The 12,943-nt window shown below is 39.6% G+C and carries 12 protein-coding genes; 5 read left to right on the forward strand and 7 right to left on the reverse strand.

Annotated elements, in window-relative coordinates:
- Positions 1 to 11 precede the first annotated feature (11 nt).
- From IGJ00_RS07720 to menB, 7 genes are all read right to left on the reverse strand, one after another.
- Complete coding sequence (locus IGJ00_RS07720) at positions 12 to 1,778, reverse strand: glycoside hydrolase family 13 protein (RefSeq protein WP_071867083.1); 1,767 nt, start codon at positions 1,776 to 1,778, stop codon at positions 12 to 14.
- Between the two features lie 160 nt (positions 1,779 to 1,938).
- Entirely contained in the window at positions 1,939 to 3,051 is a 1,113-nt protein-coding gene (gene menC, locus IGJ00_RS07725) for an o-succinylbenzoate synthase (RefSeq protein ID WP_074799330.1), read from the reverse strand.
- Positions 3,042 to 3,878 carry a 2-succinyl-6-hydroxy-2,4-cyclohexadiene-1-carboxylate synthase gene (menH, locus tag IGJ00_RS07730; protein ID WP_142433013.1) on the reverse strand — a complete coding sequence of 279 codons (837 nt, stop codon included), beginning with the start codon at positions 3,876 to 3,878 and terminating at the stop codon, positions 3,042 to 3,044. The genes menC and menH overlap by 10 nt, the downstream gene beginning before the upstream one ends.
- The gene (gene menD / locus IGJ00_RS07735) at positions 3,878 to 5,590 is read right to left on the reverse strand and encodes a 2-succinyl-5-enolpyruvyl-6-hydroxy-3-cyclohexene-1-carboxylic-acid synthase (RefSeq protein ID WP_438844291.1); all 1,713 of its coding nucleotides are present in this window, start codon (positions 5,588 to 5,590) and stop codon (positions 3,878 to 3,880) included. The genes menH and menD overlap by 1 nt, the downstream gene beginning before the upstream one ends.
- Positions 5,587 to 6,945: an isochorismate synthase gene (locus IGJ00_RS07740; protein ID WP_438844292.1), complete on the reverse strand. Its 1,359-nt coding sequence runs from the start codon at positions 6,943 to 6,945 to the stop codon at positions 5,587 to 5,589. Before IGJ00_RS07740 ends, menD begins: the two co-directional genes overlap by 4 nt.
- Positions 6,926 to 8,410, reverse strand: a complete 1,485-nt coding sequence (gene menE / locus IGJ00_RS07745) for an o-succinylbenzoate--CoA ligase (RefSeq protein WP_142433011.1) — start codon at positions 8,408 to 8,410, stop codon at positions 6,926 to 6,928. Before menE ends, IGJ00_RS07740 begins: the two co-directional genes overlap by 20 nt.
- Positions 8,385 to 9,200: a 1,4-dihydroxy-2-naphthoyl-CoA synthase gene (gene menB / locus IGJ00_RS07750; RefSeq protein ID WP_065095843.1), complete on the reverse strand. Its 816-nt coding sequence runs from the start codon at positions 9,198 to 9,200 to the stop codon at positions 8,385 to 8,387. The genes menE and menB overlap by 26 nt, the downstream gene beginning before the upstream one ends.
- 123 nt (positions 9,201 to 9,323) lie before the next feature.
- On the opposite strand from menB, the gene IGJ00_RS07755 reads away from it, so the two are divergent.
- The 5 genes from IGJ00_RS07755 to bsh all read left to right on the forward strand — a co-directional run bounded on the left by IGJ00_RS07755 (position 9,324) and on the right by bsh (position 12,927).
- Positions 9,324 to 9,683 carry a PaaI family thioesterase gene (locus IGJ00_RS07755; protein ID WP_142433010.1) on the forward strand — a complete coding sequence of 120 codons (360 nt, stop codon included), beginning with the start codon at positions 9,324 to 9,326 and terminating at the stop codon, positions 9,681 to 9,683.
- A 234-nt stretch (positions 9,684 to 9,917) separates the two neighbouring features.
- Positions 9,918 to 10,766 (forward strand): YitT family protein, encoded by an 849-nt coding sequence (locus IGJ00_RS07760; protein WP_071867088.1) that lies wholly within the window; start codon positions 9,918 to 9,920, stop codon positions 10,764 to 10,766.
- 163 nt (positions 10,767 to 10,929) lie between these two features.
- Complete coding sequence (locus IGJ00_RS07765) at positions 10,930 to 11,340, forward strand: organic hydroperoxide resistance protein (protein WP_074799053.1); 411 nt, start codon at positions 10,930 to 10,932, stop codon at positions 11,338 to 11,340.
- A gap of 55 nt (positions 11,341 to 11,395) precedes the next feature.
- Positions 11,396 to 11,836: a MarR family winged helix-turn-helix transcriptional regulator gene (locus tag IGJ00_RS07770; RefSeq protein ID WP_142433009.1), complete on the forward strand. Its 441-nt coding sequence runs from the start codon at positions 11,396 to 11,398 to the stop codon at positions 11,834 to 11,836.
- A 116-nt stretch (positions 11,837 to 11,952) separates the two neighbouring features.
- Positions 11,953 to 12,927: a choloylglycine hydrolase gene (bsh, locus tag IGJ00_RS07775; RefSeq protein WP_142433008.1), complete on the forward strand. Its 975-nt coding sequence runs from the start codon at positions 11,953 to 11,955 to the stop codon at positions 12,925 to 12,927.
- The last annotated feature ends 16 nt before the right edge of the window (positions 12,928 to 12,943 follow it).

Here is a 12,943-nt window from a genome sequence, read left to right on the forward strand (position 1 = left end):
CCGATAACAACTTAACAAAGGATCAAAAATCCATTCGTTTGGACTTCAGCTTTGCCGTCTTTTAAGATGTCACAATTTTGGCTGAATAAAACATCATTTTCTAAATCGACCAAGTACGGTTCTGTTCCTTGATTGAAATAAGCATGAATGGTTTGCTGATCGAGATGACGAGTCAAATGAATTTGTTCGTTTTTATCGTCGACCGATCGCCAAGTCAGATCCCCTTCAATCAACACTTGTTGCACTTGTTTACGCACACAGATCAATTCTTTGACGAACCCCTTCAATTCAAGATCTTGCTGGTCCTTTTCCCAGACCATACATTTTCGACAGTCAGGATCATCATGACCTGTCATGCCGATTTCTGTTCCGTAGTAGATGCAAGGCGCCCCTTTTTGTAAGAACATGAAAGCTAACACTGATTTCATCAGTTCCTTGTCCTCTTTACACAAAGTCAATATTCTTGCTGTATCATGAGAATCCAATAGATTGAATGTTCCTTCATTGACTTGATCACGATATAGCATTTGCTGATGATTCATGCCACTGACCATTTGAGTGGGTGTGATTTTTTTATGGACGAAATAGTCTTTGATCGAATCCATAAAGGCGTAGTTCATCACCGCATGGAATTCATCGCCCTGTAACCAAGCTTGAGAAGAATGCCAGATTTCACCTAAAATATAAATATCAGGTTTGATCGTAGTGACCGCTTCTCTGAATTTCTTCCAAAAATGATGATCCACTTCATTTGCTACATCTAACCGCCATCCATCGATATCAAATTCCTTGACCCAATACGTGGCAATATCTAATAAATAATCTTGTACTTCTTGATTTGCTGTATTGAGCTTAGGCATAAATGGCGTAAATGCAAACGTATCATATGCCAGATTTTCGGCTGTTTCAGGAACATCTGTCATTTGATAGGCATCCACTGGAAATGAATGGATGTGGAACCAGTCTTTGTAGCGGGATTTCTCGCCATTTTCGATCACATCTTGCCATTGTGGTGCATGACTACCCATATGATTGAACACGGCATCCAGCATGATTCGGATTCCTTTATCATGCGCTTTTGTGATTAACTCTTTCAATAACTCTTTATCACCAAATTGTGGATCGACCGCATAATAATCGATCGTGTCATATTTGTGATTCGAGGTTGCTTCAAAAACAGGACAGAAATAAATCCCTGTGATCCCTAAATCAGCTAGGTAATCGAGATGATCGATCACCCCTTGAAGATCTCCGCCAAAGAAATCTTCTCGATCCGGGTCTTTACTTCCCCAAGGCAACGTCCCTTTAGGATCATTTGTTGGATCACCATTCGCAAAGCGTTCAGGAAATATTTGATACCAAATCGTTTGTTTTGCCCATTCAGGTACTTTGAAGCGATCGATTTGTTGAAAATATGGCATACGGAAATAATAGTTTGCATTCGCCAATGTTTCTTCTTGATAAGGGAATATTCCTTGGTCTCCGTAAAAACAATCCATCCCATCAATTCCCACGATGTGAAACCCGTATTGCAATCGTCTAGTATCACTCGTCAACTCGATTTCCCAGTAATCATGAAGAAGTGTACTTAACCCTTTTTTCATTGGTTGTTCTTTTAAATACCAATTTTCTGAGAAAATCGTATATGGATCTCCGCTGATCACAGAAACGTGTTTGACATCATCTTTACTTGTACGTAAGCGAATCCGCATTGTTGTCTCACTGTATAAATAAGCAAATTCACTTTCGGGTCGATGATAAATTGCTGCAGTATTCATTTCAGTCCTCCCTTGTCTTTCAGTTAACAAAAACAACTATAAAAGATAAATAACCGAAAGACAACGCTTACATTCCTGTTATCGGTAACAAGATTTTTATCAAAAAAAAAGATGAATGACACACTGTTTACAAAACACGCGTGATTCATCTTCTTAAATACTATTTAATTCTATATGTTTTTTTATCGTACGCATACTTCAACAACTGCTTTTCTTGCCATGTGACACCAATCCCTGATTGACCAGGAATCATCAAAAGTCCATTTGTGATTCTAGCTTTTGGTTCGACGATATCATCATGGAAATAGCGATCAAAAGCAGACAAGTCTCCTGGAAAAGTAAAGCAATCTTGACTTGCAAAATGCAGATTCATCGCTCGACCGACTCCGGATTCAAACATGCCACCTAACCAAACGAGCAAGTCATTTTCCTGACAAAAATCAACGATCCTTAAAGCCTCAGTGATCCCTCCCACTCTGGGAATCTTTAAATTGATTGCCCGACAACTTCCCAATGCATGAGCTGTTTTTACGTCTTCCAGTGTTCGGATATTCTCATCAAGACAAACAGCTGTTTTGATTTCCTTTTGAAGTATGGCATGGTCAACATAGTCACGAGGGTGAAAAGGTTGTTCGATCATCGCAAGCTTCAAGGCGTCCATTTTCTTGAATAACGGCAGATCGTTGATCGTATAAGCAGAATTTGCATCTGCCATCAATTGGATCTCTGGATATTGCTCACGCAACGCTTGCAGTGGCACTAAGTCATTGCCAGGAGTGATTTTCAACTTGATTCGTTGGTACCCTTGATCAACATAAGTTTTTGCAGTCGCAAGTAAATCTATCGGGTTGTCATGGACACCAATACTGACACCTACGGGAATCGCTGATCGTTCGGCAGAAAACAACTTTTGTAATGGGCGTCCTATTCGACGAGCATAAAGATCCCAAACAGCTGTTTCAACTGCTGATTTTGCCATAAAATTCCCTTGCGTATGCTTGAAAGCTGACCAAATTTCTGAGGGATGCGAGAAGTCAAGTTCGAATAAACAAGGAATCAGCTCTTTTTGTAATACCGATCGACTCATATCAATCGTTTCTTCAATGTAATCTGCTCGTTCAAAAGCGACCAGCTCGCCTATCCCCTGATTCCCTAACTCGTCTTCCACGATCAACAAATCAAAAGCTTTTGTTTCCAATCGACCATAGCTCGTTCTAAAAGGTGTCACTAAGGGTAGTCGCAAACAGTACTGTTGGATGTTGACTATTTTGATGGCGTCCACTCCCTTTCCATTTCATTGATCCAAGTAGTAACAGTTGTTTCAAATAGCCTAGGTTGCTCGATGTGACAACAGTGCCCGCAATCCGCAAGGACCTGGCAACAAAAAATCTCTTTAACATCTGTCATTTGTTTACCGATCTTTTGAAACTTCTCATCCTTTTGACCAACAAGATACAATAGTGGGCATTCGATACTCGCTAAATCTGGCCAATAATTTTTTTGCGCGCCAGTTCCCATATAGTAAAGACTTAATGCTAAACCTAGCTTATTTTGAGCAAGTCGCTCGTTTCTTACTCTGCTTTTTTGTTCCAAGGGTAACGCCTGTTGTGAAGCAAATAGTGGTAACTTCTCCCAATCATCAACAAAATCAATCAGAGGCTCTCTCATTAAACGTAAAGAAAGTTTTCGATCAGCTTTTTTACGACTGTTTCGTTGCTGTTCATCCGCAATCCCGGCAGTTCCACCTTCTAAAATGAGCCCTTTGATTCCTTGTGGTTGTTCGATTGCCCAAGCAAGTGCCACTCGTGCACCCATCGAGTAGCCTAATACATAAAAAGAGGAAATTTCTAATAATGAGACAAAACTTGCCAAATCGGCTACTAATGACGTAAGTTGGTAACGATAAGGATGCAGGTAAACCGCTGTTTTTCCATGACCGATCAAATCAATGGCTAAGTAATTAAACTGAGGATTCTCAAACATGAACGTTTGTGCACTACCGGTAAAGCCATGCAAACAAACAACCGTTGGTTGCTTTGGATCAGTATGCTGTAACCAACGGTAATGGTAAGTAGCAGCTCGAACAGTCTTAACTGGCATCAGCCTATTTCCTCCTGATAACGACGCTTCATCTGTTCCCATAACTGGACAGGTTCTTGTTGTTGCCCTCTAATTTCAATCAATGTCCAATCCCTTTGATTCCGGCTTTTTTCAATCGCTTGCTCAAACTCTTTACTTGAAGTTGGTTGTATATAATGACCATTATATAAATCTGCTACCTTCTCTAATTCTAAATCAAGTGGCGTACCAAACAATGGTTCAAAATCAGTCTCTGGGAGTTGGTTTTGAGGAAGAAAAGAAAAGATTCCCCCACCATTGTTGTTCAATACGATTAAAGTAACAGGTAAGTGATAACGTCGAATTAGCTCCAACGCGTTCATGTCATGAAACAGCGCAAGATCGCCGATCAAGACAAACATCCGCTTGTTCCTTACCAAAGCGATTCCTGCCGCTGTAGAAATCAACCCGTCGATCCCGTTGCCCCCTCGATTTCCGTAGATTGGAAATGATTCTCCAGTACGCGAAGCAAAACGATCAACAAAGCGGATCGCGTTACTATTTGCCAAAAATAAAGCTTCCTCTGATTTTATCGCTTGCAATAACTGGCAACTAGCATTGCTTTCGCTCCATTCATCGATAGACAATTCTTTAGTGATGACTTCTCTCGCTTTTTGATAAGCTCTTTTCCATTGCGCCAACCATTCGTCAGAGGTTGGCGAATTAGGTAGTGCATCCAAAGTTTCCGATACTAGTTTACAGAAATCAAGTACACCGATTTGGATAAAACTTGTTCCTAAATGCAATGGATCACGCCATTCTTCCTCATCGATCAACACATAGTCAGAAATAGCTTCGTGATTTTTTTTTAAATAAAGCATCACATTTTTAGCTACAGGAAGATTACCAAATTGCCAAATGACTTCAGGAGTTTCAGGAACCGGTCCAGAAAAAATCAAATCTGCATGCGGAAGATAGCCATCGCTCATTTGTTGACAAGCACCTAAATTTGCCAAGGGATCACCAATGATTGGCCATTGTAAAGATGTTGCTAAAGTAAGTAACGCTTTTGCCTCATCAGGTGTCAATTCTTTACCGACGATCATCATCCCTTTTTTTGATAACCAAGGAACAAGCTCTGGCATTTGCTTCGACACAATTTGAGTAACCAGTTTTTTGGGATGAAAAGATCCATCAAGAGAAAAAGTTAAATCAGGCAATAAAGGCTCTCTAAAAGGCAAGTTGATTTGAATTGGCCCTGCCGGTACACGCATTGCTTCATAGGCACAATTGGCGCCATGCCAGTAGCTATACCGTATCATTTCCGGAGTGGCTTCAGGAAGTGCTAATTCGATAAACTTTTTGATATGCGAACCAAATAACTTTTGTTGGTCCATCGTTTGTGGCGACCCAACGCCACGTGCTTCTGGTGGACGGTCTGCTGTAAGCACTAGCAAAGGAATGTTTGTTGCTTTTGCTTCACAAACTGCTGGAAAGAAGTTCGCTGCGGCAGTTCCCGACGTACAAAGAACTCCAACTGGTTGCTTTAATGCTTTCGCCATACCTAATGCACAAAATGCCGCAGATCGCTCGTCTACAATCACCGTTGTTTTGATTTCCGGATCTCTATGAAGTAACAAGGCAAGTGGGGTCGATCGTGAACCAGGACTGATGACGACATTTTTAAGCCCGCCTTCTTTCATTCCCTTGATGAAAGCCAATAAATACGCAGTCATTTCTTGTTGTTTAGTCATCCCTTCACTCCTCTAAGCATTGGTTGGAATTTTAGCAATGTTTCTTGGCGCTCTGCCTCGGGGTCAGAATCCGCAACAATGCCACAACCTGCATATAATATTCCTTCGGTTTCAGTCAAGATGCCTGATCGGATGCCTACAGCAAACTCACCGACATCCTCGATCGGGTCCAACCACCCGATTGGTGCCCCGTATAACCCTCTACCGAAAGGTTCATGATCTTTGATCCATTGCAACGCCAGTTCTTTCGGTTCACCACCTAAAGCAGGAGAAGGATGGATCAATTTTACTGCATCGATCAATGAGACTCCCTGCTTACGTTCTCCAGAGAAAGTCATCGCTAAATGCTGAATATCGCGGTTTTTCAATAAACGGCGGGATGAGACAGCGACATCGCCGGCGACAATATTCGCTAATTGATTCTCTAATCGTTGAGCAACAATTCCGTGTTCTTGTGTATTTTTAAAGTCTTTTAAAAGTTCTTTACCGATTTCATCGTCTTCCTGCACAGTCGATCCTCTAGGTGCCGAACCAGCTATCCCAGCAGTCATAAATTGGCTTTTCGTTCCTTGGACCAATCGTTCTGGTGTAGCACCAATGAAAGCATGTTGATCGGATGCTAAAAGAAATAGATAAGTTTGTGGTTGTTGTTCAGATAAACGCTGAAGAATTTGAGTTGTCGACTGGAATGATCCGTGTATTGCCATTTGTCTCGCTAAGACGACCTTTTTAAGCGAAGTTGCTTCGAGTACAATTTCTTTCCTCGCATCCTCTACATTGCGTAAAAAAGCTGGAACTGCCAGCTCTTCTGACGACACAAAGATATTTGCAGATTGTTCTTGTTCTTTGCCTTTTAACAATTCACTAACAAGACTATCTAAATACGAAAAACCTTTTAAAAGACTTCTGATTGTTGCAGCTTCTTTTCTGATTGTCAGAATAACTTGAGTCTTTGAACCTATTCGTTTGAAAAGAATACTTGGTAAAATGAAAAAGCCAGATTCAAGCTTACTCCAAATTTTTTCTTTTAGGTTGTTTGGATCAAATGGAAAACCTCCAAAAAGCAAAGGTCCCCCCTTCTGTCTCGATACGTTTAAAAAACTTTTAGAAAACTCAAGAGAAAATTCTTTGATAGCGCTGGGCATGTCATCATATTCTCTATCAAATAAATTTTCTCCTATTCCTAATAGCTCACAATCCTCATCAGGAGGACACCAATAAAAGCGATCTCCTTTAGATGGGACAAGAGGTAAGAGTTTTTTTACCGTTTGTTTACCAAGCTCGTAGCTATAAGTAAAATAAAGATGATTTTTTAAAAGCTGATCATCGATTGAGCTATCTAATTTGATATTCAATGTAATTCACTCTTTCTTCTGTCATTAAAAGACGTTTGATTGGTTTTCCAGTCGCAGTTTTTGGAATTTCCGAGACACAGTAGATTTTAGTTGGATGCTTGTAACGTGCTAATGGCGCTAATAGCTCTGTGATTTCTCTATCAGTAAGGGGTTCATTCAATCGCACATAAGCGACAGGAGTTTGTCCCCACGTTTCATCCCAAGTGCCTACGACAGCGACCTCTGCAATTTTATTACAAGCTATAAGTACACGCTCGATTTCAACTGGGAAAATATTCTCTCCCCCCGAAATAATACGTTCACTCATGCGACTGACAATATAAAGATAATCCTCTTCATCAAGATACCCCCAATCGCCAGTGTGGAACCAGCCATCCTCTGTCCAAGAATGCGGGTTGACGCGATTCAAGTAATGGTTGATGATCGATGGTCCCTTGACTAAAATCTCTCCCATTTGGTCTGACTTCGTATCTTTTTGGATACGGATCGATACCCCAGACAAAGCTTTACCAGAAGAACCGTTTTTGGCTTCGAATGACTCCGGAGAAAGGGCGACGATCTGTGAACAAGTTTCTGTCATGCCATAAGAAAGCATCACAGGCACCTGTTTTTCCATACATGCTTGCATGACTCGTCCTTCTCCCGGCCCTCCCCCTAATAATACTTTTTTGAATGAGGGAGCATAACCACTTTCTGGCATCAATGGTTCAAGGTCTTTCAACATTTTGCTGACCAAAGAAATATAGTTGCCACTTCCATTTGCTAAAAGTTGATGGACTTGTTGAGGAGAGAATCCCTGCAACAGAATCACTTGGATGCCTAAAGCAAGTGAGCGTAATAAAATAGATAAGCCACTAATGTGATAGAGTGGCACACAGCAGATCCAGCAATCTGAACGGTCCACTTCTAAACTTAGCGCAGTCGCTTGGCTACTCGCATAGTGATTGGCGAATGTTTGCGGTACGCCTTTCGGTTTACCTGTCGTTCCAGAAGTATACATGATTGATGCGATTGCCTCTTCTTGATACCCCTCATCAAACCAATCCTGCGGCTGTACCGCGCGTAATTCCGCAGGATCGGGAAATGAATACCAAGTGATTTGATCGTTGACCGCCAATTTTTTGGCAGAAATAAGAATAGATGTCCCTGCATCTACCATTTGTTCACTGATCTCTTTCGTCGTCAAGCGTGTGTTGACAAACTGGATCTCTTTTCCTAATTCCCATAATGCTAAGATCGATAAATAGCCATCTAGATCATTTTCACAATACAAGGCAACTCGTTCACTCGCTTTGGGTAATAGTCGATGATAATACTCTGCAAAACTCTGAACGTGCGATGCCAACTCGCGAAAAGACAAACATTGGTCGTTCCACTGACAGGCTGGTGCATCTGGATGAAGCATTGTTTGTTTTTGCAACCAGCTATTAGGTTGAGGTTTAAGGGAACTTAGGGAATTGGTCAAAATCAGGTTCTCTTTTTTCTTTAAATGCGTCGCGCCCTTCTTGTGCTTCATCCATGGTGTAATATAAAAGCGTCGCATCCCCTGCCAATTGTTGGATACCTGCTAAGCCATCCGTATCTGCGTTCATTGCCGCTTTAATCATTCGTAGAGCTAGCGGGCTTTTCTTCAACATCTCTTCTGCCCACTCAATCGTCACGTCTTCCACTTGTTCGATTGGTACGACCGTATTGATCCAATTCATTGCCAATGCTTCTTCAGCACTATATTGCTTCGTCATGAACCAAACCTCTTTCGCTTTTTTATGTCCTACGACCCGAGCTAAGTAACCTGAGCCATATCCACCATCGAAGCTACCAACGTTAGGCCCTGTTTGACCAAATTTCGCATTTTCCGCTGCGATTGTGATATCACACACAAGTTGTAAGACATTGCCCCCACCGATCGACCAACCTTTGACCATCGCGATCACTGGTTTAGGAATCACTCGGATCAACCGTTGCAAGTCTAATACATTCAAACGTGGAATTTGGTCTTCACCAACATACCCACCATTTCCTCGAACTTTCTGATCACCACCTGAACAGAATGCTTTGTCACCAGCTCCTGTCAAAATGATAACACCGATATCTTGACGATCACGACTGATTGTAAAAGCTTCAATCATCTCAAAGACTGTTTTTGGTGTAAAAGCATTATGGACCTCTGGGCGATTGATTGTTATCTTAGCAATCTTCCCATATTGTTCAAATAGGATCTCATCGTATTCCTTGATTGTTTTCCATTCTCTCATTTCTATCTCCTCCTAAAATTCATTAGATTTATTATACACAAGAAAAAAGAAAACGTTTGAGTATCTTAAAATAAATTTAGAATTTCTGTTATACTAAAAAAAAAACAAGATTGGAGCATACCTATGGATCTATTACAATATCTTGGAATCGAAATACTATCCGTCAGTTCAAAAGAAGTCCAATTGACTTTAGCAATTGAAGAAAAGCATCACCAACCTTATGGCTATTTGCATGGAGGAATCAATGCTGTATTGATCGAAACGGCTTGTAGCATTGGGGCTAACGAATATTTACAAGCCCCCCACTTTGCTGTAGGGATCGATCTGCAAGTCCAACATTTAAATAAAGCCTCTACAGGTACCTTGAGAGTGGTCGCACATCCTGAGAAAGTCGGGAAAACTATTCACTTTTGGCAGGCAACGGTTTATTTAGATAATGATTTGAAAATCGCCACAGGCCAATGCACTTTGCTGGTCAATTAACTCTTATAAGGAAGATTAAAAAAAGATTGAGCCAGCTCTAAAAATCTCATTCTTTGTTCCATTTCATATTTGTTTTTATATAATGGTATGCACCATTTCGACCTATTATATCTTTTAACTATTCTTTATAAATTTAGGTTTATCTAACTTTCTTTTTCAACTTTGTTAACTTTTATACAAAATTAATGTATAATGAGAATAGTTGGAAATAAATGTATAGTAGGAAGTGGATAAATGAAACACGGTAGAAATATAATTTGGACATACATTAAAATAGTGTTTGCTTTAACTATTTTAGCTATCAGTATCAACATGTTTTTAGGTCCGCATCATATTGCAGCTGGTGGCGTAAGTGGACTTGGTATTTTACTTGAGTCAGCTTTAGGTTTGAACCGAGCAACAGTTATACTGGTTTTGAATATCATCATGTTGATCTTGGCCTTGATTTTTTTAGGCAAGAAACCTTTCTTTAAAGTATTATTTGGTAGTTTAGTCTTCCCAGCGATCATTGAGATCGTCCCAGAGTATATGATCACGCCTGATCGTCTCTTATCAGTCATTTTCGGTAGTGCGATCTTTGCTTTAGGTGTAGCTATCTTATACAAAAATAATTCATCTAGTGGCGGTACCACGATCCCTCCCCTTATCTTCAAAAAATACTTCAATTTAAGTACTTCCATTGGACTTTTATTGACCGATGCTGTCGTTGTTTCGTTAACCTTATTTGTTTTTGGATTTGATGAATTTCTCTATGCGATTCTGTCGATCGTAATTACATCCATCGTGATGAATTACATTGAAACAGGAACAAATCGTCAAAAATCGATCATGGTGCTAAGCGAGAATCATCTTTTAGAAATCCACACACGTTTAAGTCAGGAGATTGGACGAGGGTTCACGATCCTAGAAGCTAGAGGCGGTTATAGTAATCTATCAAAAGAAGTGTTATTGATGGTCGTAACTGACCAAGAATTTTCTAAAGTCAAACCGATAATTGAAGAAATCGATCCGAATGCTTTTGTCATCGTCAATAGTGTAGCAGAAGTCATGGGTAGTGGATTTACGTACCATCCGATCGAATGATGTCCCAATTAAAATGAACAGACCTATTCCTATAAAAAAGTCTACTCTTGGTTTTTATTCATAAATCAGGAGTAGACTTTTTTTCAAAACAAGTTAGTTGCTCTACCTAAATAAATTGTGTACAATTTAATTGTATCAAATATAAAAAGAGGAGTGATTTTTAATGAAAAAAATGTATTCAACAAAAATGATCAATACTGGCGGACGTTCTGGTGAAGTACACAGTCCAGATCACTCATTCGAGCTTAACATTGCAGCTCCAGGTAAACGTGTAGAAGATGCAACAAATCCGGAACAATTGTTTGCCGCTGGCTTTAGTGCATGTTTCAACAGCGCACTAGACTTGATCAAAACACAAAAAAATATTGACGGTGCATCAACAATCAGCGCTCAAGTGTCTCTATATGCAGAAAGTGAAATGAGTTTTGTGTTAGGCGTTGAGATCGAAGGTTCAGTTGAAGGTTTATCACTCGAAGAAACACAAGAATTACTAGAAGCTGCACATAAAGTTTGTCCTTATTCAAAAGCAACAGCTGGCAATATTGAAGTCACTTTGACAGCCGTAGAGAACTAGATTTTTTTAGGAAAAACAAGTATGCTATAAAGTAGCACATTAGGAGGTGGTCTATTTGGAGGAGTTATTACTAAAAAATCAATTATGCTTTCCTTTATATGCCACCTCTAAAGAAATTACTCGTTACTATACGCCCTTGTTGAAGCCATTGGATCTTACTTATACGCAGTATCTTGTTTTACTTGTTTTATGGGAGAGAAAACAAATCACCATGAAGGAATTAGGCCAGATCTTGTGTTTGGATTCAGGAACTTTGACTCCCGTAATAAAGAAATTAACTAGTAAGCAGTATATCACTCGTAAAAGAGCTGATTCAGATGAACGGGTAACTATTCTATCTCTAACTGAACAAGGACTTTTGTTGCAAGAACAAGCAAAAGACATTCCAGAAAAGATCCTTGATTTTTTACCTTTAGATGAAGAAGAATTATCTATGCTACTTTACTTGACTAAAAAAATGCTTAAAAATTTTAATAAAGAACAACACGCTCGGTAATCACATTACCGAGTTTTTTTCGCTTGATTTACCAGTTTATAAGAAAAGAGAATCATTTTATTAGTAATTTTTCCTTTATCGTCTTAATATAGAATTAAACAAAGGAGGTTATTATAATGTGTACATCTATTACTTACACAACAAACAATCATTATTTTGGACGGAATTTGGATTTAGAGATTTCTTATAATGAACAGGTGACGATCACTCCCAGAAATTTCCCTTTTGTTTATCGGAAAGTCCCAAAACAAACATCGCACTATGCAATCATTGGTATGGCAGCAGTTGTTGACAACTACCCCCTCTATTATGATGCAACAAATGAAAAAGGTTTGAGCATGGCTGGCTTAAATTTCCCTGAAAATGCTCATTTCTTTGATGAAAATCCTGAAAAGACAAATATCACCCCGTTTGAATTTATTCCTTGGATACTGAGTCAATGTAAAAACGTGGAAGAAGCTCGTACGTTATTAGCGGATATCAATTTAGTCAACATCAATTTTAGTGAAGAACTACCTTTATCTCCCCTACACTGGCTATTAGCAGATCAAGAAAAATCCATTGTCATTGAATCCGTTGCCGAAGGATTAAAGATTTATGACAACCCAATTGGTGTATTGACGAATAATCCGACTTTTGATTATCAATTATTCAATTTGAATAACTATCGATCAGTGTCGCCAACTACGCCTAAAAATCATTTCTCAGATCAACTTGATTTGTCGGTCTATTCTCGTGGGATGGGCGGCTTAGGTTTGCCTGGGGATCTATCTTCTGCCTCTCGTTTTGTCAAAGTAGCTTTTACAAAATTAAATTCCGTCAAAGCAACGACGGAACAGGAAAGCGTTAGTCAATTCTTCCATATCCTAAAATCGGTCGAACAACAAAAAGGCCTCTGTGATGTTGGAAATGGAAAATTTGAGTATACGATCTATTCTTCTTGTTGCAATGTGGATAAAGGAATCTATTACTACACGACTTACACAAACAGCCAAATCAATGCAGTCGATATGACGAAAGAAGATTTAGATAGTACAGAATTACTCACCTATCCGTTGATTGAAGAAGAACAAATCCATTATGTTAACTGATCAATCATTTTCTACG

The sequence above is a fragment of the Enterococcus sp. AZ062 genome (assembly GCF_051715065.1).
Taxonomy (GTDB): Bacteria; Bacillota; Bacilli; order Lactobacillales; family Enterococcaceae; genus Enterococcus_B; species Enterococcus_B mundtii.